Source organism: Rhodococcus opacus B4, assembly GCF_000010805.1.
Lineage (GTDB): Bacteria > Actinomycetota > Actinomycetes > Mycobacteriales > Mycobacteriaceae > Rhodococcus_F > Rhodococcus_F opacus_C.
Genome location: NC_012522.1, coordinates 7,390,553 through 7,414,219, shown reverse-complemented (window position 1 = coordinate 7,414,219; position 23,667 = coordinate 7,390,553). Strand labels below are relative to the sequence as shown.

At 68.5% G+C, this 23,667-nt stretch carries 22 protein-coding genes; 10 read left to right on the top strand and 12 right to left on the bottom strand.

Annotated features, from left to right (window positions below):
• Positions 1–57 precede the first annotated feature (57 nt).
• Together ROP_RS33740 and galE are read left to right on the top strand one after the other, a co-directional pair.
• The gene (locus ROP_RS33740) at positions 58–750 is read left to right on the top strand and encodes a metal-dependent transcriptional regulator (RefSeq protein ID WP_015890477.1); all 693 of its coding nucleotides are present in this window, start codon (positions 58–60) and stop codon (positions 748–750) included.
• Between the two features lie 3 nt (positions 751–753).
• Complete coding sequence (gene galE, locus ROP_RS33735; protein WP_015890476.1) at positions 754–1,746, top strand: UDP-glucose 4-epimerase GalE; 993 nt, start codon at positions 754–756, stop codon at positions 1,744–1,746.
• Between the two features lie 7 nt (positions 1,747–1,753).
• On the opposite strand, the gene ROP_RS33730 is transcribed toward galE, so the two are convergent.
• The 3 genes from ROP_RS33730 to ROP_RS33720 all read right to left on the bottom strand — a co-directional run bounded on the left by ROP_RS33730 (position 1,754) and on the right by ROP_RS33720 (position 4,473).
• Complete coding sequence (locus tag ROP_RS33730) at positions 1,754–2,902, bottom strand: DUF4192 domain-containing protein (protein ID WP_015890475.1); 1,149 nt, start codon at positions 2,900–2,902, stop codon at positions 1,754–1,756.
• Between the two features lie 160 nt (positions 2,903–3,062).
• A complete protein-coding gene (locus tag ROP_RS33725) occupies positions 3,063–3,728 on the bottom strand; it encodes a DUF5642 family protein (protein WP_043825906.1) in 666 nt (221 codons plus the stop codon).
• A gap of 118 nt (positions 3,729–3,846) precedes the next feature.
• Positions 3,847–4,473, bottom strand: a complete 627-nt coding sequence (locus tag ROP_RS33720) for an MBL fold metallo-hydrolase (protein ID WP_015890473.1) — start codon at positions 4,471–4,473, stop codon at positions 3,847–3,849.
• Positions 4,474–4,744: 271 nt separating this feature from the next.
• Between ROP_RS33720 and ROP_RS33715 the strand changes: the two genes are divergently transcribed.
• The 3 genes from ROP_RS33715 (at position 4,745) to ROP_RS33705 (ending at position 9,441) form a co-directional block, all read left to right on the top strand.
• The gene (locus tag ROP_RS33715) at positions 4,745–5,713 is read left to right on the top strand and encodes a proteasome assembly chaperone family protein (RefSeq protein WP_015890472.1); all 969 of its coding nucleotides are present in this window, start codon (positions 4,745–4,747) and stop codon (positions 5,711–5,713) included.
• A 145-nt stretch (positions 5,714–5,858) separates the two neighbouring features.
• The gene (locus ROP_RS33710; RefSeq protein ID WP_015890471.1) at positions 5,859–6,896 is read left to right on the top strand and encodes an alpha/beta fold hydrolase; all 1,038 of its coding nucleotides are present in this window, start codon (positions 5,859–5,861) and stop codon (positions 6,894–6,896) included.
• 40 nt (positions 6,897–6,936) lie between these two features.
• A complete protein-coding gene (locus tag ROP_RS33705) occupies positions 6,937–9,441 on the top strand; it encodes a DEAD/DEAH box helicase (RefSeq protein ID WP_015890470.1) in 2,505 nt (834 codons plus the stop codon).
• Between the two features lie 3 nt (positions 9,442–9,444).
• Here the strand turns inward: ROP_RS33705 and ROP_RS33700 are convergent, their stop codons facing one another.
• Positions 9,445–9,849, bottom strand: coding sequence for a DUF5997 family protein (locus ROP_RS33700; protein WP_015890469.1), 405 nt, complete (start codon positions 9,847–9,849; stop codon positions 9,445–9,447).
• Positions 9,850–9,907: 58 nt separating this feature from the next.
• Between ROP_RS33700 and ROP_RS33695 the strand changes: the two genes are divergently transcribed.
• Complete coding sequence (locus ROP_RS33695; protein ID WP_015890468.1) at positions 9,908–10,660, top strand: LysR family substrate-binding domain-containing protein; 753 nt, start codon at positions 9,908–9,910, stop codon at positions 10,658–10,660.
• A gap of 10 nt (positions 10,661–10,670) precedes the next feature.
• Here the strand turns inward: ROP_RS33695 and ROP_RS33690 are convergent, their stop codons facing one another.
• Positions 10,671–11,594: a hydrogen peroxide-inducible genes activator gene (locus ROP_RS33690; protein WP_015890467.1), complete on the bottom strand. Its 924-nt coding sequence runs from the start codon at positions 11,592–11,594 to the stop codon at positions 10,671–10,673.
• Positions 11,595–11,681: 87 nt separating this feature from the next.
• Between ROP_RS33690 and ROP_RS33685 the strand changes: the two genes are divergently transcribed.
• The gene (locus ROP_RS33685; protein WP_015890466.1) at positions 11,682–12,362 is read left to right on the top strand and encodes a PhzF family phenazine biosynthesis protein; all 681 of its coding nucleotides are present in this window, start codon (positions 11,682–11,684) and stop codon (positions 12,360–12,362) included.
• Here the strand turns inward: ROP_RS33685 and ROP_RS33680 are convergent.
• Complete coding sequence (locus tag ROP_RS33680; protein WP_043825902.1) at positions 12,348–13,064, bottom strand: hypothetical protein; 717 nt, start codon at positions 13,062–13,064, stop codon at positions 12,348–12,350. The two genes, ROP_RS33685 and ROP_RS33680, sit on opposite strands and share 15 nt — an antisense overlap.
• Before the next feature lie 18 nt (positions 13,065–13,082).
• Here ROP_RS33680 and ROP_RS33675 point away from each other — a divergent pair, with 18 nt between their 5' ends.
• Positions 13,083–13,385: a hypothetical protein gene (locus ROP_RS33675; RefSeq protein WP_043825899.1), complete on the top strand. Its 303-nt coding sequence runs from the start codon at positions 13,083–13,085 to the stop codon at positions 13,383–13,385.
• Here the strand turns inward: ROP_RS33675 and ROP_RS33670 are convergent.
• Together ROP_RS33670 and ROP_RS33665 are read right to left on the bottom strand one after the other, a co-directional pair.
• Positions 13,349–14,575: an aspartate aminotransferase family protein gene (locus tag ROP_RS33670; RefSeq protein WP_043825894.1), complete on the bottom strand. Its 1,227-nt coding sequence runs from the start codon at positions 14,573–14,575 to the stop codon at positions 13,349–13,351. The two genes, ROP_RS33675 and ROP_RS33670, sit on opposite strands and share 37 nt — an antisense overlap.
• Positions 14,576–14,644: 69 nt before the next feature.
• Positions 14,645–16,009 carry an MFS transporter gene (locus ROP_RS33665; protein ID WP_015890463.1) on the bottom strand — a complete coding sequence of 455 codons (1,365 nt, stop codon included), beginning with the start codon at positions 16,007–16,009 and terminating at the stop codon, positions 14,645–14,647.
• Positions 16,010–16,165: 156 nt separating this feature from the next.
• Here ROP_RS33665 and ROP_RS33660 point away from each other — a divergent pair, with 156 nt between their 5' ends.
• A complete protein-coding gene (locus ROP_RS33660) occupies positions 16,166–16,549 on the top strand; it encodes a VOC family protein (protein ID WP_015890462.1) in 384 nt (127 codons plus the stop codon).
• On the opposite strand, the gene ROP_RS33655 is transcribed toward ROP_RS33660, so the two are convergent.
• Together ROP_RS33655 and ROP_RS33650 are read right to left on the bottom strand one after the other, a co-directional pair.
• Entirely contained in the window at positions 16,511–17,590 is a 1,080-nt protein-coding gene (locus ROP_RS33655) for an alpha/beta fold hydrolase (protein WP_043826936.1), read from the bottom strand. The genes ROP_RS33660 and ROP_RS33655 overlap by 39 nt on opposite strands.
• Before the next feature lie 97 nt (positions 17,591–17,687).
• Complete coding sequence (locus ROP_RS33650; RefSeq protein WP_015890460.1) at positions 17,688–18,332, bottom strand: Pr6Pr family membrane protein; 645 nt, start codon at positions 18,330–18,332, stop codon at positions 17,688–17,690.
• A 70-nt stretch (positions 18,333–18,402) separates the two neighbouring features.
• Here ROP_RS33650 and hrpA point away from each other — a divergent pair, with 70 nt between their 5' ends.
• Positions 18,403–22,290, top strand: a complete 3,888-nt coding sequence (gene hrpA, locus ROP_RS33645) for an ATP-dependent RNA helicase HrpA (protein ID WP_015890459.1) — start codon at positions 18,403–18,405, stop codon at positions 22,288–22,290.
• 65 nt (positions 22,291–22,355) lie between these two features.
• Here hrpA and nrdR read toward each other — a convergent pair whose 3' ends face one another.
• Both nrdR and ROP_RS33635 read right to left on the bottom strand, forming a co-directional pair.
• A complete protein-coding gene (gene nrdR, locus ROP_RS33640) occupies positions 22,356–22,820 on the bottom strand; it encodes a transcriptional regulator NrdR (RefSeq protein WP_015890458.1) in 465 nt (154 codons plus the stop codon).
• 180 nt (positions 22,821–23,000) lie between these two features.
• On the bottom strand, positions 23,001–23,498 hold the full coding sequence (locus ROP_RS33635) for a LysM peptidoglycan-binding domain-containing protein (protein WP_015890457.1): 498 nt from the start codon (positions 23,496–23,498) through the stop codon (positions 23,001–23,003).
• Between the last annotated feature and the right edge of the window lie 169 nt (positions 23,499–23,667).

The window sequence follows — 23,667 nt, the reverse complement described above, 5'->3', positions numbered from 1 at the left end:
ACGGCGCCGGTGCCGGGCAATCACCGGTAGAATCAACCGAGACGAAGGGGTGTGAGTGTGAAGGATCTGGTCGACACCACGGAGATGTACCTCCGGACGATCTACGACTTGGAAGAAGAGGGCGTCGTCCCACTTCGAGCACGTATTGCCGAACGACTCGAGCAGAGCGGTCCGACGGTCAGCCAGACCGTCGCCCGGATGGAACGCGACGGGCTTCTCCTGGTCGCCGGTGACCGCCACCTGGAATTGACGGAGAAGGGCCGCGAACTCGCGGTCTCCGTGATGCGGAAGCACCGCCTGGCCGAACGACTCCTCGTGGACGTCATCGGTCTCCGGTGGGAAGAGGTTCACGCGGAGGCGTGCCGGTGGGAGCACGTCATGAGCGAGGAAGTGGAGCGGCGCCTGGTGGAGGTGCTCAACAATCCCACCACCTCGCCGTACGGCAACCCGATTCCGGGACTCGCACTGCTCGGGCTGGACCGCCCGGTCGACCCACCGGAGACGCTCATCCGCCTCACGGACGTGCCGCCGGGCAAACCGACCGCGGTCGTCGTCCGCCGTCTCGCCGAGCACGTCCAGTCGGATCCGGACGTCATCGGACAGTTGCGTGAGGCGGGCGTCGTTCCGGACGCACGCGTCACCGTCGAGACGAAGCCCGGGTCGGTCACGATCACGGTGCCCGGCCACAGCGGGTTCGATCTGTCCGAGGAGATGGCGCACGCCGTCCAGGTGAAGCAGGTTCAGGGATAGTCGATGAAACTTCTGGTCACCGGCGGCGCCGGCTATGTCGGCAGCGTCTGCAGCACGGTCCTGCTCGAACGAGGACATGAGGTCGTTGTCATCGACGACCTGTCGACGGGTAACGCCGACGCGGTGCCGCTCGGGGCCGAGTTCATCGACGGCGACGTCGGGGAGGTGGCCGCGGACGTGCTCGGCACGAGCGGCACCCCCCGATTCGACGGGGTCCTGCACTTCGCGGCGCAGTCGCTCGTCGGCGAGTCGGTCCAGTACCCGGAGAAGTACTGGCGCGGCAACGTCGTCACCACACTCGAACTCCTGGAGGCCATGCGGCATTCGGGGACGCAGAAACTCGTGTTCTCGTCGACGGCTGCGACGTACGGCGAACCCGAGCACTCGCCGATCACGGAGGCCGATCCGACGCGTCCCACCAATCCGTACGGGGCGACGAAACTCGCGATCGACCATGCCATCACCTCCTACTCGGTGGCGCACTCGCTCGCGGCGACCAGCCTGCGGTATTTCAACGTCGCGGGAGCGTACAAGTCGGCGGGCGAGAACCGGGTCGTCGAAACACATTTGATTCCTCTCGTGCTCCAGGTGGCGCTCGGCCAGCGGGAGAAGATCTCGATCTTCGGAACCGACTGGCCGACCCCGGACGGAACGGCGATCCGCGACTACATCCACGTGCTCGACCTCGCCGAGGCGCACGTGCTGGCCCTGGAATCGTCGATCGAGGGCAGGCACCGCATCTACAATCTCGGTAGCGGCGCGGGTTTCAGTGTGCGCGAAGTCATCTCGGCGTGCGCACGGGTCACCGGGCTCCCCATCGCGGTCGAGGACGCACCTCGCCGGGCAGGCGATCCCGCCGTGCTCGTCGCGTCGAGCGACCGTGCGATCGCGGAACTCGGGTGGCGGCCGGAACACACGGACCTCGACGAGATCGTCGCCGACGCCTGGACCTACCTGCAGGAGCTGGGCGACCGGTCGCACGCGGCACGTCGCTGACGCCGGCTCAGCCGGCGAGGGGCGGGGGCAGCGCGACACCGACCGCGCTCGCGCGTTCGTAACCGACGCCGGCCAGTCCCCGCACCTCCGCCGGCCGCATTCCGCTGTGCAGTGCGCCGTCCAGCAGGGTGGCCAGCACGTGCCCCGGCTCCGCGTCCAGTGCGGCGGCCAGCGCGATGCCGGCGAACGGCCCGTCCCCCCGCAGGTAGGCGCTGTAGCCGAGCAGCGCCGCCGGGTTCGCGCGTTCCGGGTCGGGTAGGTTGCGGGCCAGAAGGATCCACAATTGCTCGGCATCCTCCGCGTACGGACCGACAGCGAGCGCGAGCACGCTGTCCCGGACGGTCACATTGTCCAGCGCGAGCGCGAGTTCCGCGTACTCCGGCGCGAGGAGCCTCTCACCGGACGACACCCGCGCCACGTGTGTCAGCACCAGTTCGAGCTCGAGCCGGTGGCAGCGATCCGGCATGGACGACCGCTCGGCCAATTCCCTTCGCAGAAGCGACGACGGGCGGCCACGTTCGATGAGAGCGGCGATCTGCATCCGTTCGAGCACCGGCCCCACCTCGATCGTGGCCTCCATCTCCTCGCGCGAGGCGCGGATGGGCTTGCCCTCGAGGACCCGCGCGAGCGCGACGCGGGACGACGCCGGATCGGACTGGACGCCGTAATTGCCCCCGAAGAGGCTGAACCATGCGCCGCCCGAGGCGATCTCCGCCGTGACGAAGACGTCGAGAAGGTCGGTCGGAGTGAAGTCGAGGAGCTCCTCGAATTCTTCGACGATCGCGGACAATTCGTCGAGGCAGAGCGCGGACGGGCCGGTGAAGCGGTCGTCGACGAGAACCAGGATGACGCCGCCGGCGCGGTCGCGCTCGCACACGGTGGCGAACTGGCCCAGCGCCGCGTACATCGTCGGGGTCGGATCTCCGGCACCTCCGAGGACCAGGTCGTGTCTCATGACGGCGCCGACCGACGGGTTGCGCTTCCCGTTCAGGCACACCGCCACGATCGACCGGGCAGGCCGGAATCCGAGCAGTGCGGGAACGGAGGCGAGGAGGTCGCCCGGAGCGGACAGCGTGACCGAGTACTGCTGCGGGGGCGGTTCCCCGCCGGGATCGTCGGAGAAGCCGGAACCGTGCGGGAATGCGGGTGTCGTCATGTCCCAGACTCTGTCGGGTCGACGTCGCGGGGGTCGGCGGGCGAACTGGGGAAACAGAGAGGCCTGTGGATGGGCGACGGGCTGTGGACAACCCGGCCGCCACGCCGGGCGGACGCGCCGTTCGGCCGAGAAGTTGTCGGAGCCCTGTGCTAAAGCCTGCTCAGCTGTTCTGCACCTTCTGCACGGCGGCGGTGAACACTTCGTCGAGCGCGACGGTGTCGGCCTTCGCGTCACCGAACGACATGAAGGTCGCGGACACCCGCACATCGCCCACCTGCGCGATCAGCGTCACCATCGACTGGGTGACCTTGTCGCTGCCGGCGCCGGACCGCACGGTCCGCCGGAGCGCGAGGGTGTCGTCTGCCCGGACAGGAGGAGCGGGCGTCGTCTCGGTGGTGACGGTGGACTCGGCCCCGCTGTCCGTCACGGTGACCTCGCCGCACCGCTTCGTCTGTTCCGCCAGGTCGCCGAGGGGTGTGTCGGTCCTGGTGAGTTCGACCGAGATCGTCGAACGGCTCGCGTTGTCGGTGCCGACCGCCATGACGGTGCCCGTCGGTCCGTAGTCCTGTGCAGGAGGCGCACAGTCCGCAGGGTCGACCACCGCACCCTGCGGAACCCCCGTCAGGTCGGGCGCCGCCATCGACACGGCCTGCGCGGGCAGCACGATCGCCTCGTACCGGGCCGGGAAGTCGGCGGGATCGACCAGCAGCGTCGACAGCCCCTTTGCCGAAGGCGATCCCGCCGGGATGGTGGTGCTCGGCTGCGCGACACCGGAGACCGTCGAGGTGCACCCGGCGACAATCGCCGCCGCGGCCAGCGCGACCACCGGGGCGACGGCCGTCCGTACCACTGTGCGCCGAGATCTCACCGTCGTCCTCCCGTGTCGGATGTGCCCTGTCCGCCACTCTGCCACGCCGTCGCACCGACGGCGGGGAGGCTGCGGCTCAGCTGCCGCGGGCGATCCACTCCTCCAGATGCGGAGCTTCGGTGCCGATGGTGGTTCCGTCGCCGTGCCCGGTGCGGACCGTCGTCGACGCCGGCAGCGCGAACAGGCGGTCGCGAATGGACCCGATGATGGTCGGGAAGTCCGAGTAGGAGCGCCCGGTGGCTCCCGGGCCGCCCGAGAACAGGGTGTCGCCGCTGAACAACTCCCCCGCCTCCGGCAGATACAGGCAGCAGGAACCAGGGGAATGCCCCGGGGTGTGGAGTACGCGGAGGCCGGTCCCGGCCACCGCGATCTCCTGCCCGTCCTCGATCGGCGTGTAGGCGACGGCGGGGTGCGTCTGCTGCCACAACACGTCGTCGGCCGCGTGGAGGAAGAGCGGGGCGTCCAGTGCCGCGGACAGTTCGGGGGCCACGGTGACGTGGTCGTTGTGACCGTGTGTGCAGACGATCGCCCGGACCCGCCTGCCGCCGACGGCCTCGACGATCGGGGCCGCGGTGTGAGCTGCGTCGATCACCACGACTTCGGCGTCGTCACCGACGATCCACACGTTGTTGTCGACGTCCCAGGTGCCGCCGTCGAGGCTGAAGGTGCCGGAGGTGACCACCCGGTCGATGCGCACGCTCACGACCCGGCCTCCGATCGCCGTGTCACTCGAATCCGGGTCGACATCGCGCACCTCCAGGGTCGTCCGTCTCGGATCGTGCTGTTCCTCACATTGCCACAGACTGCGCGCGGGATCTCGCTGTGGGCGAACACCGGAGGCCGTCCGGCGGGAATTATCGGTTGCGCGTGGCGTGTTGCCCCAGAGCAGGGCCTCCGAGAGCAAAGTCCGACGTATCGATGCCGGAGACGATAGGGGACACTGGAGGCCAGGCACGAAGGAGAAGAGGTCTGTAATGGACGAACAGTCGAAGATGTACGAGTTGGAGTTCCCGGCACCGCAACTGTCCTCCGCGGACGGGCAGGGACCTGTGCTGATCCATGGACTCGAGGGCTTCTCCGACGCAGGCCACGCCGTCAAACTCGCCACGACGCACCTCCGTGAGAGCCTCGAGAGCGAGCTGGTCGCCTCCTTCGCGGTCGACGAGCTCGTGGACTACCGCTCCCGTCGGCCCACGATGACGTTCAAGGCCGATCACTTCTCGGACTACGACCAGCCCGAGCTGAACCTGTATGCGCTGAAGGACACGGCGGGTACTCCGTTCCTGCTGCTGGCAGGCATGGAGCCCGACCTGCGCTGGGAGCGGTTCACGACGGCGGTACGCCTGCTGGCCGAGCAGCTCGGCGTGCGCCGCACCGTGGGCATCAACGCCATCCCGATGGCCATCCCGCACACCCGCCCGCTCGGTGTGACCGCGCATTCCACGAACAAGGACCTGATCAAGGACCATCAGCGCTGGTCGGGTGAACTGCAGGTGCCGGGCAGCGCGTCCTCGCTGATCGAGTTGCGGATGGCGCAGCACGGCCACGAGTCGGTGGGATTCTCGGTGCACGTTCCCCACTACCTGGCTCAGACGGACTATCCGGGGGCGGCGGAAACCCTCCTCGAGAATGTGAGTGACGTCACCGACCTGGATCTGCCGCTGGCCGCGCTCGGCGAGGCCGCCGCCCGCGTCCGCGAACAGGTCGACGAGCACATCGCGGGTAACGAGGAGGTACAAACCGTCGTCCACGCCCTGGAACGTCAGTACGATGCCTACGTAACGGCTCAAGAACAGCAGTCCACGCTCCTGGCCAGCGAGGAAGACCTGCCGAGCGGCGACGAACTCGGCGCGGAATTCGAGCGTTTCCTGGCCGAACAGGCGATGCAGGACGGTGAGAGCGGCAACTCCGACGAGGAGGGGGGATCACAGGGCGAGGCCTGACCGGGTAGCGGTTGTGCGGTCGCCCTCCCGGCACTGTGCGACCGCACGGTCCAGTTGTTCGGCCGGGACCGGTGCAATAGCGTCGAGACCAAGCGGATGATTGAGCTGTCAACATTCGGGCAAAGCATCTAGTTCAGGAGGCGACATGAGCGACAACCGCATTCGTAAGCTCAGGCCTGTTCCGAACGCCGAAACCCGCATGATGTTCCGCACGATCCACGGCTACCGCCGGGCGTTCCGCATGGCGGGCGAGGGTCCCGCGCTGCTGCTGATCCACGGCATCGGCGACAACTCGTCCACGTGGACCGAGATCATCCCGCATCTCGCCAAGAACTACACCGTCATCGCCCCCGACCTGCTGGGTCACGGACGCTCCGACAAGCCGCGGGCCGACTACTCGGTCGCCGCGTACGCCAACGGCATGCGCGACCTGCTGTCCACCCTGGGCATCGACAAGGTCACCGTCGTCGGTCACTCACTCGGCGGCGGCGTCGCCATGCAGTTCTCCTACCAGTTCCCGCAGATGGTCGACCGCCTCGTCCTGGTGTCGGCCGGCGGCGTCACCAAGGACGTCCACCCGCTGCTGCGGCTCGCGTCCGTCCCGGTGGTCAACGAGGCATTGAAACTGCTGCGCATTCCCGGCGCGATGCCCACCGTGCGCCTGGTGGGGAACGTGCTGAGTCAGCTGAACGGCACCCGGCTGCGCCCCGGCGCGATGCTCCACGACACTCCCGACCTGGTGCGGGTACTCGCGGAGCTGTACGACCCCACGGCCTACGAGGCGTACCTGCGCACCCTCCGCGCGGTCGTCGACTGGCGCGGGCAGGTCGTCACGATGCTGGACCGATGTTATCTGACCGAGAACCTCCCGGTGCAGCTCATCTGGGGCGACCAGGATGCCGTCATTCCGGTGAGCCACGCCCACCTCGCGCACGCGGCGATGCCCGGATCTCACCTCGAGATCTTCCGCGGCGCAGGGCATTTCCCGTTCCGCGACGACCCGATGCGGTTCCTGCGCACCATCGAGAAGTTCCTGTCCGGAACCCATCCCCTGCAGTTCGACGAAGCGAAGTGGCGGCAGATGCTCGTCACCGGCGTCGGTGAGAGCACCATCACCGGCAGCGCGTCCACCCGCATGGCGGTTCTCGACGCGATGGGATCGGACGAACGCAGCGCGACATAGGCCCGGCAGCGGCGCGCGGCCGTCCGGCTAGCCTGTAGCAGTGCTTCTCTCCGACCTGCTCCCCGAGAACGCGGATTCCGATTCCGTTTTCGACGCCTTCACCTCCTGGACCGAAGAACGAGGACTGACGCTCTATCCCGCCCAGGAAGAATCCGTCATGGAGCTGGTGTCCGGGGCCAACGTGATCCTGGCGACGCCCACCGGATCCGGCAAGTCGATGGTGGCGGTCGGCGCCCACTTCTACGCCATGGCCACCGGCAGGCGCACGTTCTACACGGCCCCGATCAAAGCCCTTGTCAGCGAGAAGTTCTTCGCCCTGTGCGAGGTGTTCGGCGCGGAGAACGTCGGCATGATGACCGGTGACGCCGCCGTCAATTCGCGGGCTCCGATCATCTGCGCGACCGCCGAGATCGTCGCGAACCTCGCGCTGCGCGAGGGCCCCGACTCCGACATCGGCCAGGTCGTGATGGACGAGTTCCACTTCTACTCCGAACCCGACCGCGGCTGGGCGTGGCAGGTCCCCCTCGTCGAACTCCCCCACGCCCAGTTCCTCCTCATGTCGGCCACCCTCGGGGAGGTCGACTTCTTCTCGTCCGACCTCACCCGCCGGACCGGGCGGCCCACGACCGTCGTGGCGGGCACCGAGCGTCCCGTTCCGCTGATGTTCTCGTACGCGACGACGCCCGTGAGCGAGACGATCGAGGAACTGGTGACCACCAATCAGGCCCCGGTGTACGTCGTGCACTTCACCCAGGCCGCCGCCCTGGAACGCGCCCAGGCCCTGACCAGTGTCAACTTCTGCTCGCGCGAGGAGAAGGACGCCATCGCCGACGCCCTCGGCGGTTTCCGGTTCACCACAGGCTTCGGCAAGACGCTCTCGCGTCTCGTCCGGCACGGTATCGGCGTCCACCACGCGGGCATGCTGCCGAAGTACCGGCGCCTCATCGAGAAACTGGCGCAGGACGGCCTGCTGAAGGTCATCTGCGGAACCGACACTCTCGGCGTGGGGATCAACGTCCCCATCCGCACCGTGCTGCTGACCGGGCTGACCAAGTTCGACGGCACCCGCACGCGGCACCTGCGGGCCCGCGAGTTCCACCAGATCGCGGGACGCGCGGGACGCGCCGGCTACGACACCCTGGGCACGGTGGTCGTGCAGGCCCCCGAACACGAGGTCGAGAACCTGCGGGCGCTGGCCAAGGCGGGCGACGACCCGAAGAAACGCCGCAAGGTACAGCGCAAGAAGGCGCCGGACGGATTCGTCTCGTGGGGCGAGGCCACGTTCGATCGCCTCGTCGCCGCGTCGCCGGAACCGCTCGTCTCGCGGTTCTCCGTGTCGAACTCCATGCTGCTCAACGTGATCGCACGACCGGGCAACTGCTTCGAGTCGATGCGGCACCTCCTGGAGGACAATCACGAGTCCCGGCCGGCGCAGCGCAAGCACATCCTCAAGGCGCTGTCGTTGTACCGCGGGCTGATCGACGCCGGCGTCGTGCAGCGACTCGACGAACCCGACGCCGACGGCCGCATGGCCCGGCTCACGATGGAACTCCAGCGGGACTTCGCGCTCAACCAGCCGCTGTCCCCGTTCGCCCTGGCCGCCCTCGAACTCCTCGACGTCGAATCCGATTCCTATGCACTGGATGTGGTGTCGGTGATCGAGTCGACCCTCGACGACCCGCGGCAAGTCCTCATGGCGCAGCAGCACTTCGCCCGCGGTGAGGCGGTCGCGCAGATGAAGGCCGACGGGATCGAGTACGAGGAACGCATGGAACTGCTCGAGGAGGTCACCTGGCCCAAGCCTCTCGCGGAGCTGTTGTTCCCGGCGTTCGAGATGTACCGGGGTGGGCATCCGTGGATCACGGAGTTCGCGCTGTCGCCCAAGTCGGTGGTGCGGGACATGGTCGAGCGGGCCATGACGTTCGCCGAAATGGTCAGCCACTACGGTCTGGCCCGCTCGGAAGGGCTCGTGCTCCGGTATCTCGCGGACGCGTATCGCGCACTGCGCCAGACGGTTCCGACCGAGGCCCGGACGGAGGAACTCGACGACCTCATCGAGTGGCTGGGCGAGCTGATCCGCCAGGTCGATTCGAGCCTGCTCGACGAGTGGGAGCAACTCACCGACCCCGGCGCCGAGGGCGACGACCAGCAGGTCGCGTTCGGCGCCGACGTGCCGCGCCCGATCTCGGCCAACACCCGGGCGTTCCGGGTGATGGTGCGCAACGCCATGTTCCGGCGCATCGAACTCGCGTCGCGGCGGCGGTGGGCCGAACTGGAGGGACTCGACGACGGCATCGACGCCGACGAGTGGGAGGACCAGCTCCAGCCGTACTTCGACGAATACGACTCCCTCGGCACCGGCCCCTCGGCGCGCGGCCCCCAGCTGTTCCAGGTGGAGACCGCGCCCGAGCTGTGGCGGGTCCGGCAGGTCCTCGAGGACCCGCAGCGTGATCACGGGTGGGCGTTGACGGCGGTCGTGGACCTGCCCGAGTCCGACGCGGCCGGTGAAGTGATCTTCGACGAGCTCAGCATCGTCGAGGGTTAGCGGTCAGGAACGCGGCCGGCGGGGCTGATCACGCCGCGCCGCGTTCTTCTCCTTGATGCGCACGGTCTCCTTGCGGACCTCGGCCTGGGTGGCGCGCTCCTGCTGCAGCCATTCGGGGCGGTCCGCCATGAGTGCGTCGATCTGCTCGGTGGTGAGTGCCTCGGTGATACCGCCGCGCGCGAGGCCCGCGATGGACACCCCCAGCTTCGCCGCGACCACGGGACGCGGGTGCGGGCCGTTGCGGCGCAGCTCGAGCAGCCACGCCGGCGGATCGCTCTGCAGTGCGCCGAGCTCGTCGCGGGAGACTACACCCTCCTGGAACTCCGCGGGGGTGGCCTCGAGGTACACACCCAGCTTCTTCGCCGCGGTGGCGGGCTTCATAGTCTGAGGGCTCTTGTGCGACGTCATGGTGTCAAGAGTAACGAGCGTGTGCGGTGCCGTTGACCAAGGCCGGTAGCCTGACGGAGTGACAGACGCGGATGCATCCCCATCGTTCCGGCTCGCGTATGTCCCGGGCGTGACCCCCACCAAGTGGGTGCGCATCTGGACCGAACGGCTGCCCGACGTCCCGCTCACCCTCGTCCCGGTGACGGCCGCGGACGCGCCCGATCATTTGCGCGGCCGGAGTGCGGACGTGGGCCTGGTGCGGCTGCCGATCGACCGGACCGGTCTCAGTGCCATCCCCCTATACACCGAGATCCCGGTGGTCGTGGCACCGAAGGACCACGTCGTGGCGGCGGTGGACGAGGTGTCGATCGCGGACCTGGCCGACGAGATCATCCAGCACCCCCTCGACGACGTCCTCGTGTGGGACCGGGTGCCGGGATTGCCCGCCGCGGACCGTCCGGCCACGACGGCCGACGCGATCGAACTGGTCGCCGCAGGCGTCGGGCTGCTCGTCGTCCCGCAGTCGCTCGCCCGGCTCCACCATCGCAAGGACCTCGTCTACCGGACGCTGTCGGACGGCCCGGAGTCGCGGATCGCCCTGTCGTGGCCCGAGGACGAGACCACCGAACTGGTGGAGGAGTTCATCGGCATCGTGCGGGGTCGCACCGTCAACAGCTCCCGCGGGCGCGCCCCGGCGGCGGCCGAGCCGAAGAAGAAGCGCCCCGCCGCGGCGGCGAGGACGCCCCGCCCCGGCACCGGAGCCAAGGGCGGCAAACCCAAGAGTGGCAAGAAGGGGGGTGGCACGAAGGGCAAACCGCGGCGGCGGTCCTGACCCCCGGCACTCAGACGGGCGCACCCACCGGCAACGTCTTCGTGAACAGGCGGGCGAGTTGCCCGTAGTCGTCCGCGCGCGCACTCGACGACCGGAACACGAGGCCGATCGTGCGACCGGGTGCAGGGGCGGCGAAGCGGGCGGTCGCGAGCGGACCCCGTCCGGTCTCCACCGCGACGGCGGATTCCGGCACCAGGGTCACGCCGAGTCCACCGGCGACGCACTGCACCACCGTCGACAGCGACGTGGCGCGGGTGTCGCCCGCCACCGGATGCGCGTCCACCGAGCGGCACAGGTCGAGGGTCTGGTCGCGCAGGCAGTGCCCCTCGTCGAGCAGCAGGAGGGGCAACTCGTCCAGCATCGGCGGCGAGATGTCGGTGCGGCCGGCCAGCGGGTGCCCCTTCGGGACGACCATCACGAAATCTTCCGTGTACAGGGGGATGTCGACGAACCCGCTGACACCGCTCGGCAGGGCCAGCACCGCGACGTCGAGCGAGCCGACGCGCAGCGCCTCGAGAAGTCGCGCCGTCTGGTCCTCGACGACCTGCGGTTCCAGTGCGGGCATCTCCTCGCGCAGCGCCGGCAGCAGGGCGGGCAGCACGTAGGGGGCGACGGTGGGAATGAGTCCGATCCGCAAGGGGCCGGCCAACCGGTCGCCGACACCCGCGGCCGTCGCGACGAAACCGTCCGCGGCCTCGAGGATGACCTTGGCCTGACCGAGGAGCCGCTCCCCCGCCGCGGTGACGAGGACGCGCCGGGTGCTGCGCTCGATGAGCTGCACACCGAGCCCGTTCTCCAGGGCGGCCAGCGACTGCGACAGAGTGGGTTGGCTCACACTCAATCGTGCTGCCGCCGTGCCGAAATGGCGATACTCCGCGACTGCGACGAATGCACGCAGCTGCGACAGTGTGGGTTGATAACTCTGATCGGCCATGCCTATCAGCGTAGTGCGTTCCATCGCCTCGGCCTTTCGGCCGGTTCCTGCACGATGCGGGAACCCCGGGAGCGATAAGGTGCGTCAATGCCCATCCACGTAGACGTCGTCCGGGTGTTCACCGACGACAAAGGACGCCACGGCAATCCGCTCGGCATCGTCGACTCCTCGGCCGTCCCACCCGAGGATCGGCAGTCCGTCGCCGCCACACTCGGATACAGCGAGACGATCTTCGTCGACCTCCCCGGGCCCGGTGACGAGCACGCGCGTGCCCAGATCTTCACCCCCACCACCGAACTGCCCTTCGCCGGACATCCCATCGTCGGACTGTCCTGGTGGTTGCACGAACGCGGCGCCGCCGTCACGACACTCGACGTCCCCGCCGGCCCCGTCACCACCCGGCGTTCCGGCGCTATCACCTGGGTGCGGGCCCGGCCGGAGTGGGCGCCGGAGTTCTCGCTGTACCCCATGGGCAGCGTGCGCGAGGTTCAGGCTGCCGACCCGAAGAAGTTCGGCGCCGGGCACCACTACCTGTGGGCCTGGACCGACAAGGTCGAGCATTCGATCCGGTCGCGAATGTTCGCCCCGGACATGGGCATCACCGAGGACGAGGCCACCGGAGCAGCTGCCGTCCGGATCACCGCGCACCTGCGGCACGCGCTCCTGATCACCCAGGGCAAAGGGTCCGAGCTGCGCACCACATACGACCCCGCCGGCTGGATCGAGGTCGGCGGACGGGTACACCCCGAGAAGTCACGCACCCTCTGACGGCGACCGCCTGCTCCGCCCCGCGGCGAGATCGGACTCGCTCAGTCCGACCTCGATCTCCCGGCCCAGCGTCACACCGGGAGCGAGGGGAAGCCGGTCGCCGCTCCAGAACTTGCCGGGGTCGTACCAGTTGGTGCGCCTGCGCCCGCTGATCAGACCCATCTCCTCGTACGTCTGCGCAACCACCTCGGCGCAATAGGCGCTTTCGAGGCTCGCCGACTGCTCCCGGCGACGGCGCGACCTGGGCAGCCGCCCGCCGAACCACCGCGACGCGAGTTTCGCGGTGGACGGGAACGGCGTTCCGTCAAGCCGCGCGATGGCCCGCAGCAGCGCGTCCTCCTGCTGCGGTGTCGCGGGTTCGGCGAGCTGACGCAGCCATCCCCGCTGCCCGTACCGCGCACCCCACACCTGGACCGCGGCGCGCAGGTCGTGGAGTTGCACACCCCGCTGGAACCGGCCCGTCCACATGTCCTGCAACGAATGCCCGAGCTCGGCGTGCCACATCAGCGGCGGTAGGTCCTCGAGGACCACCGACATGCCGACGTGGTTGACCGGACTGTTCGTCAGCGTCTGAATGGCCCTGTCGGCCGGGGACTCTCCGCGGAAGATCCAGATGTCGCCGGTGCGGGTGACCTCGACCGCGGCGTCGAGGTCGATGGTGGATCCGTGTCGTCGTGCGTCCGTGTGCCGTGGCGCGTCCATGGGCCCTAGCCTAGAAGGATGCGACCGCGTGGCAGGCAATGGTGGAAACTTCTCGGACTCGCCGGTGTGGTGGGTGTCGCCGCGACCGGTGTCGTCGCGGTGCGAGCGGATCGACAACGCAAGGCGTACACGCCCGACGAGGTTCGGGCGCGCCTCCACGAGCGCTACACCCGTGCGTACGCGGCGCACGACGGGCAGCAGGAGATCGACCTGACCCCGCCCACGTGGCGGGACCGGGTCACCGGTGCCCTGCACCGCTTTCGCAGGCGGGGCACCGGAACCGATCAGCCCAGGGCCCGGCGGATCCCGTTTGCGAGCTGAGCGACCTGCTCGTCCGTCATCACGAACGCCGGCGAGATCTGCATGGCGCCCTGACCGGCGGCGCGCCCCGAGATCCCGTGTTCACGCAACGTGTTCACGAACGGGAGCGCTTCCGCCGGATCGGCCAGTTGCACGGCCGCAACCGCACCGAGACCGCTGCGCACTTCCTCGACTCGCGGATGGTCGGCGAGGGGCGCGAGGTACTCGTGCAGTGACGACTCCAGTCGCTTGGACTCCGCCAGTAGGTTCTCGCGCTCGATGATGTCGAGGTTGGCGAGAGCCGCCGCGGCGGCACCCGCGTGCCCACCGTAGGTGTACCCGTGCCGCCACCAGACCCCGCCGGCGAAGAACGGCTCGGCCACGCGCGGGGCGATGAACACCGCACCCATCGGGACGTACCCGGAGGTGAGGCCCTTCGCCGTCGTCATCATGTCGGGCTGGAGGTCGAATCGCGTCGACGCGAACCAGTCGCCGCCGATGCGGCCGAATCCCGTGACCACTTCGTCGACCACGAACAGGATGTCGTGCTCGCGGCAGATGTCGCGGACCTCCGCGAGGTAGCCCTCCGGCGGCAGGTACACGCCGCCCGCGCCGATGACGGGCTCGCAGAAGAACGCGGCGATCGTGTCCGCACCCACCTTCTCGATCAGCTCGAGCAGTCCCTTGGCGTCGTTCCACGCGACGGTGGCGCTGTCGGGCATCAATTCGCCGTAGCCCTCGCGATTGGCGGGGATTCCCGCCAGCGCGGTTCCCGCCACGTGCATCCCGTGGTAGGCCTTCTGACGGCCGACCACGATCGTCTTGGACGGCTTGCCCATTTCGTGCCAGTAGCGGCGGGCGAGCTTGGCCGCCGTGTCCACGGAGTCCGAACCACCCGAGGTGAGGAAGATCTTGCTGCCCGGCACCGGTGCGATGGCCGCGAGCCGATCGGCCAGCGTCGCGGTCGTCTCGGGAACGAAGTCACCGAAATTCGAGAAATGGGCCACGGTCCGCAACTGCTCCGCGACGGCGTCCGCGATCTCCGCGCGGCCGTGCCCCACGTTCGTGAACCACAGACCCGCCGTCGCGTCGAGGTAACGGTTGCCGCGATCGTCCCAGATGTACGCACCCTCGCCGCGGGACACCACGAAGGCGCCCTTCTGTTCCACTGCACCCATGTCCGCGAATCCGTGCCACAGTGCCGACGCCATGCTGATCCCTTCGTGAAACCCCACCCGAGCCGACTATGCCACGGCGCGCTTGGAAAGGATCGTGGCGCGTCACTTCTGCGCCAGCGCGGTGGGGTGAGGCTTGGTGTCGATGCCCGGGATCCCACGACCGCGGATCGACGCGCCCGCCGTCTCCGCCACGAAGTACAGCGCGACGAGTCCGATCCCGCACGCGGCCATCATGTAGAACGCCGGCATGAGGGTGTTGCCGGTCCATTCGATGAGCAGTTCGTTGACCGCGGGAGCCGTGCCACCGAACAGCGACGTCGACACGTTGTACGCGATGGCGAACCCCGCGAACCGCACGTGTGTCGGAAACATCGCCGGGAACGTCGCCGAGATCGTGGACAGCTGCAGGACGTACAGCAAACCGAGCACCGCGAAGGCCAGGATCGCCCATCCGAAACCCTGGCGCATCAGCAGGTACATGGGGACGGCGAGCACGATCAGTCCCACCAGCGAGCCGTACCACAACGGCTTTCGGCCCACCCGGTCCGATAACCCGCCCGCGAACGGGATGACCGCCATCATCACGATCTGCCCGACGATGAACAGGGTCAGCGACGCGGTGGACGTCAGCCCGATCTGTGTCTCCAGATATGTCGGCATGTAGCTGAGCAAGGTGTAGTTGGTGACGTTCAACGCGATGACGAGTCCGCCGAGCAGCAGCAAGGGCTTCCAGTACTCGGTGATCAGGTCCTTGAACTCGTGGGTCGTGTCCGACTCCACCGCGCCTTCCGCGTCCAGTTCCCGGAAAACGGGGGTCTCCTCGAGCTTCGTCCGCAGGTACAGGCCGATCAGGCCCATCGGCCCGGCGATCAGGAACGGGATACGCCAGCCCCAGGTGGACATGAACGGATCGCTGGAGAACAACTCCACCGTCAGAACCACGATCGCGCCGAGCGCGTACCCGCCGAGGGTGCCGAACTCCAGGAAACTTCCGCAGAAGCCGCGCTTGCGGTCCGGCGAGTATTCGGCCATGAACGTTGCCGCGCCGCCGTATTCGCCGCCGGTCGAGAAGCCCTGGATCATGCGCAGCAGCACCAGCAGCAGGGGCGCCCAGAACCCGATGACGTCGTAGCTCGGCACGAGACCGACGCAGAACGTCGCACCCGCCATCAGGATGATCGTCAGCGCCAGCACCTGACGGCGTCCGAGCCGGTCACCCAGCGGCCCCCACACGAGACCGCCGAGCGGTCGCACGACGAAGGACACCGCGAACACGAGCAGCGCGTAGAGGGTGGCCGAACCGGTGTCGCCGGGGAAGAACGCGGCCGAGATGTACGACACCGTGAACGCGTAGACACCGTAATCGAACCATTCGGTGGCGTTGCCCATCGCCGACGCCGCGATCGCGCGTCGGAGAACACCTGGTGGGAGCGTTTCCTGCTCGTCTGGCGAAGTCGCAGATGCCATAGATCCCGCCTCCTCGGGCCGGTTTTCGCGTTCCCTCATTGTGTCCCGAGTGGCACGTGTTGTCGCGAGTTTGCCATTTACGGACGCCCCGCCGGGGCCCGCCTGCGCCGTCACCGTGGCGGTGTGCGGCCGCCGTCGCGCGGGTATCCGCAACCCATGACCAGCCGAATCATCGCCATCGCCGTCGACTGCCGTGATGCGGAAGCACTGGCCCGATTCTGGTGCCAGGCCCTGGGCTATCCGTCGACCCGCCGGTGGACGGACGCGTACGGGCGCGAGTACGTCGAAGCGGGCGCGCCGGGGGCGACGTCGCTCGTGTTCCAGCCGGTCGACGATCGGAAGTCCGGGAAGAACCGCCTGCACCTCGACATCGCGCCGTCGTCCGGTTCCCGGGACGAGGAAGTGCAGCGGCTCCTCGCACTCGGTGCCCGGAGGCTCGGCGACGACCCGAAGGTTCCCTGGGTAGTGCTCGCCGACCCCGACGGCAACGAATTCTGCGTGTTACCGGAACGTGGGGCCGACGACGGGACGGCCCCGTAGCCCGCGCCACCAGGCGGCGGGCCCGCCGTGGGCGACCCAGTGCCGCACGTGGTCCACGTAGTCCGTGGCCACCCGCACCCACTCGCTCCAGGCACTCGGTGTGGGCAGGGTTTCGACGGACCGGATCAGGAGCCGATCGATCGCGTCCGTGACCAGCTGCGCACGTTCCAGCTGCACCATGTGTCCCGCACCGGGCACCTTCACCAGTTCCGCGTCCGGCAGATGCCCGGCGATGGCCTTCGAATACCGGAACGGGGTCAGCAGGTCGCGGTCGCCGCACACGACGAGCGTCTCGATCGGGGCGAGCAACGGCACCGCCGCCGTCTCGTCGTGATTCTTGAACGACGGCAGGAAGTCGACGAGCGTCTTGAGGGACGTGTCGTTGATCATCTGCTCGGAGTGCCACATGATCGCCGGGCTGATGCTGCGGTCACCGAACGAGGCCGACCTCAGGATCGGCGCCAGCACCCGCTTGCTCGCGCCGCGACCGCTCTGGACCACCCGGGGCAGGTGACGGGCGGCGGTGCTGAATCCGGCGACGACGGGGGTGTTGAGGGTGCGCGCGAGCCCGACGTCACCGAGCTTCTCCGCGGCGGTGGCGATCAGACCCACTCCGACCACGCGGGAACCGATCAGATCGGGATTCCGGCCGACGTACGAGAGGACGGCCATACCGCCCATCGAGTGGCCGACCAGCACGATCGGCCCCTCCGGCACCAGCGCCCGGATGACCGCGTCGATGTCCTGCGCGAGATGCGGGATGGTGCACGTGTCCCGCCGGGGCACCCCGGAATTGCCGTGGCCGCGCAGGTCGAAGAACACCATGCGGATGGTCGGGCCCCACGCCTCCTCGAGCTGAACCCGCTGGAAGTGCCAGCCGGTCATCCGATTGCAGAAGCCGTGGACGAACACCACGGTCAGCGGGGCGAACGCCGGACCCACCTCGCGCACCGCCAGTGGTACCCCGTCGTCGGCGGCGACGACACTGCCGCGGTCGCGGGTGAGCAGGTCGAAGGTCTCCCCTGCGAACTCGTCGAACATAGTCTCCCAGCCGTTGCCGAAGTCACGGATGATCGCGTGGACGCCTGTCGTGTGGAGGATAGCGCGGTCCACGATGCGGCTGCGCGCAGCTTCGCCGCTACCGGTCGTCGCCGTACCGGCGGCGCGCACCGAGGCGTCCCACCGCGTTCACGGCGAGCGCCATCAACACCATCGCCAGCAGCAGAACGATTGCGGTGACGGCCAGCTGGAGGTACCCCTGACCCCGGGGGTCCAGGAACGGATACGGGTACCAGTCGACGATCGGGCCGCGGAACAGGGAGTAGGCGCCGTAGACGGCCGGGAAGACCAGCCAGCCCAGGCTCTGGGCGTCGGAGATCCGCACCCGGGACGGGGCGACCACCCAGTCGAGCAGCAGGACCAGCGGCAGCAGACGGTGCAGGGCCGCGTTGATCCAGCCGTCCTGCAGCATGACGTCGATGTTCGCCAGCAGCACCGCGTACACGATTCCGGTGATGACCATGTAGAGCGTCGTCGCACCGCGGAACAACTGCCAGCGCCGCGACTGCGGATCCCGGATCGCGCCGACCAGGAGGACGACGACGGCGAGGATGTTGCTCTCGATGGTGAAATAGCTGAGGTAGTTCGCCGTCGAGAAATCGTCGCTGCCGGCGTTGCGGAGCGGAATCCACAGCAACGCGATCAGCCCGTAGGCGGCGAAGACCGCCCGCAGAACCCGAACGATCCTCTGACCTCGCAGCTCCGTGACGACGGCGGCGTCCATCCGCCGATGTTGGCACACGGGCGGGCGCGGCACAGGGTGTTCCACCGGGTTGGCTAGGCTGGGGTCCAGCATGTCCACCACAGCACCCAGCCGGCGGGAACTGAAGAACAGCCTCGGCGAACTCACTCTGCGCGACGAACACCGGCTCCGCCGGCGACTCGACCGTGCCCGCACTCCCGACGCCCTCGCCTCCCTGTCCGATGAAATCGACGCCGCACGCGCCCGCGTCACCCGGAGACTCGGCAGCGTCCCCACGATCGACTACCCCGACGCACTGCCGGTCAGCCGGCGCCGCGACGACATCGCGAAAGCGATCGCCGAGAATCAGGTCGTCATCGTGGCCGGCGAGACGGGATCCGGCAAGACGACGCAGATCCCGAAGATCTGCCTCGAACTCGGCCGTGGCGTCCGCGGGCTCATCGGACACACCCAGCCCCGCCGTCTCGCGGCCCGGACGGTCGCCGAACGCATCGCCGAGGAACTCCACAGCGAACTCGGCGAGACCGTCGGCTACACCGTGCGATTCACCGACCAGGTGTCGGACGGCACGCTGGTGAAGCTGATGACCGACGGAATCCTGCTCGCCGAGATCCAGCGCGACCGGATGCTCCGCCGATACGACACCCTCATCATCGACGAGGCCCACGAACGCAGCCTCAACATCGACTTCATCCTCGGATACCTGCGGCAGCTGCTCCCCCGCAGGCCCGATCTGAAAGTGATCATCACGTCGGCGACGATCGACCCGGAACGCTTCGCGGAACACTTCGCCGCCGACGGCGTGCCCGCGCCGATCGTCGAGGTGTCCGGGCGCACGTTCCCCGTCGAGATGCGGTACCGCCCGCTCACGGTGGAGGTCGGCGAGCAGACGTTCGACCGCGACCCCGTCGACGCGGTGTGCGAGGCGGTCGAAGAGCTCTCCGGCGAGGGCGACGGCGACATCCTCGTCTTCCTCTCCGGCGAACGGGAGATCCGCGACACCGCCGACGCCCTCCGAGACCGCAGACTGCGCGGCACCGAGATCGTGCCCCTGTACGCACGACTGTCGGCTGCGGAACAGCACAAGGTGTTCACCCCCCACACCGGGCGGCGGGTCGTGCTGTCGACGAACGTCGCGGAAACCTCCCTCACCGTGCCCGGCATCCGGTACGTCGTGGACCCGGGCACCGCCCGCATCTCCCGCTACTCGGTGCGCACCAAGGTGCAACGCCTGCCGATCGAACCGATCTCGCAGGCCTCCGCCCGCCAGCGTTCCGGTCGTTGCGGCCGTGTCGCCGAAGGCATCTGCATCCGCCTGTACTCCGAGGAGGACTTCGAGTCCCGGCCCGCGTTCACGGAGCCGGAGATCCTGCGCACCAACCTCGCGTCCGTCATCCTGCAGATGACGGCACTCGGCCTCGGCGACGTCGCCGCGTTCCCGTTCGTGCAGCCGCCGGACCCGCGCGCCGTCCGCGACGGCATCGGCCTGCTCGAGGAACTCGGAGCGATCGAACGGAAAGCCCAGAACGAGCAACCCGTCCTCACGTCGGTCGGACGCGAACTCGCGCAGATCCCCGTCGATCCGCGCATGGCCCGGATGCTCGTCGAGGCGCACCGGAACGGCTGCCTGTCCGAGGTGCTCGTGATCGTCGCCGCCCTCTCCATCCAGGACGTGCGCGAACGTCCCGCCGAGTTCCAGCAGGCGGCCGACGAGAAGCACGCCCGGTTCACCGTGGAGAATTCCGACTTCCTCGCTTTCCTCGAACTGTGGAAGTACCTGCGCGAGCAGCGGAACGAGTTGTCGTCGAACCAGTTCCGCAAGATGTGCCGCAACGAATTCCTGCACTGGCTGCGCATCCGCGAATGGCAGGACCTGCACGGTCAACTCCGCCAGATCACCCGGGGTCTCGGCTGGGAAACCACCGGAACCCCGGCAGGCGAAGCGGCCATCCACCAGTCTCTCCTCGCCGGACTGCTGTCGCACATCGGGCTGCGCGAGGGTGACAAACGAGACTTCCTCGGGGCGCGCGGAAGCCGATTCGCGGTCTTCCCCGGCTCGAGCCTGTTCAAGAAGCCGCCGCGATGGGTCATGGCCGCCGAACTGGTCGAGACATCCCGGCTGTGGGCGCGGATGTCGGCCAGGATCGAACCCGAATGGGCCGAGAAGCTGGCGCCGCACCTCGTGAAACGGACGTACTCCGAACCACACTGGTCATCGAAACGCGGCGCCGCCATGGCCTACGAACGCGTGACACTGTACGGGATCCCTCTCGTCGCCCGGCGTGCGGTCACCTACAGCACCATCGACCCCGAGACGTCCCGGGACCTGTTCATCCGCCACGCCCTGGTGCAGGGTGAATGGCAGACCCAGCACAAGTTCTTCCACGCCAACCGCGCACTCCTGGAGGACGTCGAAGAACTCGAGCACCGCGCCCGCAGGCGCGACATCCTCGTCGACGACGACACCCTCTACGACTTCTACGACCAGCGCGTGGGTCCGGAGGCGGTCTCCGCCCGGCATTTCGACTCCTGGTGGAAAGTCGCCCGCCGCACAAATCCGGATCTGCTCACGTTCACCCAGTCGACGGTCGTCAACGCCGATTCGGCCGCGGTACTCGGCGGCGAATACCCCGACGCGTGGCGTCAGGGTGACATGCAGGTCCCGCTCACCTACCAGTTCGAGCCCGGCAACGAAGACGACGGCGTCACCGCCCGCATCCCGATCGCGCTGCTCGCGGGGCTGCGCCCCGTCGGCTTCGACTGGCTGGTCCCCGGTATGCGCGTCGACCTGGTCACCGCGCTGATCAAGACGCTCCCGAAAACCCTTCGCCGACAGGTGGTTCCGGCACCGGACTTCGCGGCCGCCGCACTGGCCGCGGTGAAACCCCGCTCCGAACCGCTCACCACGGCGATGGCACGCGAACTGTCCCGGCTCGGCGCCTGCCGCATCGATCCCAAGGATTTCGACGTCACGGCACTCCCCGACCACCTGCGCATGACGTTCGTCGCCGTGGACGAGAAGGGTGCCGTCCTCGGCCGGAACAAGGACCTCGCGTCGCTACGCAAGTCGCTCGCCCCCCGCGTCCAGGTGGAGGTGGCGAAGGCGGCGTCGAACTCGGAGCGGCCCCCCGCACTCACGTGGACACCCGCCACCCTCGGTACCCTCGAGGCCACCGTCACACGCGAACTCGGGGGGCAGAAGGTCACCGGCTACCCCGCCCTGGTCCCCGAGGGTGACGGTGTCGCCGTCCGCGTCCTCAGCACCGCCGCCGCCCAGCGAGCCGCGATGCGCGACGGAACGCGCCGCCTGCTGCTGGCCGCCGTTCCCACCCAGGCGAAGACGGTGACGTCCGGCCTGAGCAACGCGCAGCGACTGGCGCTCGGGCAGAACCCCGACGGCAGCCTCGACGCCCTGATCGACGACTGCCGCACCGCCGCCGCGAACCAGTTGATCGCCGCACACGGCACCTCCGTACGCACACCGCAGGAATTCGACGCTCTCGTCGCGAAAGCGCGCGCGGAGATGGCCCGGACCGTGGCAGTCCTCGTGCGACTCGTGTCACCCGTGCTCGAGGCGGACCACCGACTCGCCGTCGTGCTGGACCGCGCGACCGGAGAGGCCGCCGACGACGTGCGTGAACAACGGCAGTCGCTGCTCTTTCCCGGATTCGTCGCCGACATCGGCGCCACCCGTCTCCGCGAACTGCCCCGCTACCTCGCGGCCGCCGTCGCACGTCTCGAAGCCCTGCCCGGGAGCGCACCGCGCGACCAGAAGGGGATGGATGCCCTCGATCGGGTGTACGCCGGATACGAACGCATGCTCGCCGGCCTGCCGGAGGAACGGCAGCATTCACCCGAAGTCGACGCGATCCACTGGATGATCGAGGAACTGCGCGTCAGCCTGTTCGCGCAAACACTCGGAACCCCGATCCCGGTCTCCGAGAAACGGGTGCTGAGCGCAATGCAGAAGGTGCGCTGACTCGCAGCGCTATGCAGAAGGTGCGCTGACTCGCAGCGCTATGCAGAAGGTGCGCTGACTCGGGCTCAGGCGTCGTCCCGGGACTCGCGGTGTTCGCGTAGCTCTTTGATCTCACGCGCGAAGTCCTCGGCGGAGCTGAACGACCGGTACACGGACGCGAACCGCAGATACGCCACCTCGTCGAGGTCGCGAAGCGGACCGAGGATGGCGAGGCCCACCTCGTTGCTCGGGATCTCGGCGGAACCCGATGCGCGGACCGCGTCCTCGACCTGCTGGGCAAGGAGATTCAGTGCGTCGTTGTCGACCTGCCTGCCCTGGCAGGCGCGGCGGACACCCCGCACCACCTTCTCCCGGCTGAACGGCTCGGTGACCCCACTGCGCTTGACCACCGACAGGACGGCGGTCTCGACGGTGGTGAATCGTCGACCGCACTCGGGGCACGAACGGCGGCGGCGGATGGCCTGTCCCTCGTCGGCTTCGCGCGAATCGACCACACGTGAATCGGGGTGCCGGCAGAACGGGCAGTGCATGGCGATTCCTTCGTCGTAGCCGTCGTGGCCGCAACTGTTCGCCTCCCCCGATGGCGAACCGACGAAAACGGATTCACGCAGCGGATGCACGATCTCGACGCGACCACACGCGGTGGTGGGACTGACAGCCTCCGAGACTACTCGGCCACCCGACGGGACAGTCATGCAGAGCCACCCCCGTCACCGGGTCGCGGACGACGGGACGATCAGACTCTGACCCGGGTGCAGCGCCGAATTGGACATGGCATTGAGCTCCATGATCCGCTCGATCACCTGCGCCACCGGCGTTTCCGGTGCGATCCTCGCAGCGACCGCGGCCAGACTCTCGCCCCGCCGCACCTGCACGACTTCGGTGGCCGCCGAGTGGCTCACAGTGCCGCCGGCGGCCAGTTGGGCCACTCCGAAGAGCCCGCACAACACCCCGGCCGTGATCACGACACCCGCGAGCACCGTCCGCCAGCTCACATCGTTCGCCCCACGTTCGTGATCGGCGCGGGAGACGCCGGTATGGGACGGCCGGTACGCGACGGCGCCGGACGACGGACGGCGCAACTCCCCGTCGGTGCGCCGGCGACGCGGTTCGGTGCGGTACGCCCGTGCGGCACCGGACCGGACGACACCCCGTTCGAGTGCCTGCCGGTTCAGCACTGCCTGCCGATGGAGAACTGCGTTGCTCATCGGTACCTCCGCTGCTCGTATCCGTGTCGAAACTTCGATGTCGAGAACTGCCGTACGCGCTACCGAACCGGTGGCGAACCGATCCGGAGCCGGTGTTCGATCACCCGTTCGAAAGAACACATGTTCGATTTCTACCACGCCCCTCCGACAATGTCTCTACTTCTCGCGA

Bases quoted from the DNA above. Each gene is read 5' to 3' on its own strand.
- ROP_RS33715 (WP_015890472.1), top strand. From the start codon at position 4,745: ATGGACGAACAGTCGAAGATGTACGAGTTGGAGTTCCCGGCACCGCAA.
- ROP_RS33700 (WP_015890469.1), bottom strand. From the start codon at position 9,849: ATGACGTCGCACAAGAGCCCTCAGACTATGAAGCCCGCCACCGCGGCG.
- ROP_RS33660 (WP_015890462.1), top strand. From the start codon at position 16,166: ATGACCAGCCGAATCATCGCCATCGCCGTCGACTGCCGTGATGCGGAA.
- ROP_RS33685 (WP_015890466.1), top strand. From the start codon at position 11,682: ATGCCCATCCACGTAGACGTCGTCCGGGTGTTCACCGACGACAAAGGA.
- galE (WP_015890476.1), top strand. From the start codon at position 754: ATGAAACTTCTGGTCACCGGCGGCGCCGGCTATGTCGGCAGCGTCTGC.
- hrpA (WP_015890459.1), top strand. From the start codon at position 18,403: ATGTCCACCACAGCACCCAGCCGGCGGGAACTGAAGAACAGCCTCGGC.
- ROP_RS33730 (WP_015890475.1), bottom strand. From the start codon at position 2,902: ATGACGACACCCGCATTCCCGCACGGTTCCGGCTTCTCCGACGATCCC.
- ROP_RS33635 (WP_015890457.1), bottom strand. From the start codon at position 23,498: ATGAGCAACGCAGTTCTCCATCGGCAGGCAGTGCTGAACCGGCAGGCA.
- ROP_RS33690 (WP_015890467.1), bottom strand. From the start codon at position 11,594: ATGGCCGATCAGAGTTATCAACCCACACTGTCGCAGCTGCGTGCATTC.
- nrdR (WP_015890458.1), bottom strand. From the start codon at position 22,820: ATGCACTGCCCGTTCTGCCGGCACCCCGATTCACGTGTGGTCGATTCG.
- ROP_RS33670 (WP_043825894.1), bottom strand. From the start codon at position 14,575: ATGGCGTCGGCACTGTGGCACGGATTCGCGGACATGGGTGCAGTGGAA.
- ROP_RS33665 (WP_015890463.1), bottom strand. From the start codon at position 16,009: ATGGCATCTGCGACTTCGCCAGACGAGCAGGAAACGCTCCCACCAGGT.
- ROP_RS33680 (WP_043825902.1), bottom strand. From the start codon at position 13,064: ATGGACGCGCCACGGCACACGGACGCACGACGACACGGATCCACCATC.
- ROP_RS33710 (WP_015890471.1), top strand. From the start codon at position 5,859: ATGAGCGACAACCGCATTCGTAAGCTCAGGCCTGTTCCGAACGCCGAA.
- ROP_RS33675 (WP_043825899.1), top strand. From the start codon at position 13,083: ATGCGACCGCGTGGCAGGCAATGGTGGAAACTTCTCGGACTCGCCGGT.
- ROP_RS33655 (WP_043826936.1), bottom strand. From the start codon at position 17,590: ATGTTCGACGAGTTCGCAGGGGAGACCTTCGACCTGCTCACCCGCGAC.
- ROP_RS33650 (WP_015890460.1), bottom strand. From the start codon at position 18,332: ATGGACGCCGCCGTCGTCACGGAGCTGCGAGGTCAGAGGATCGTTCGG.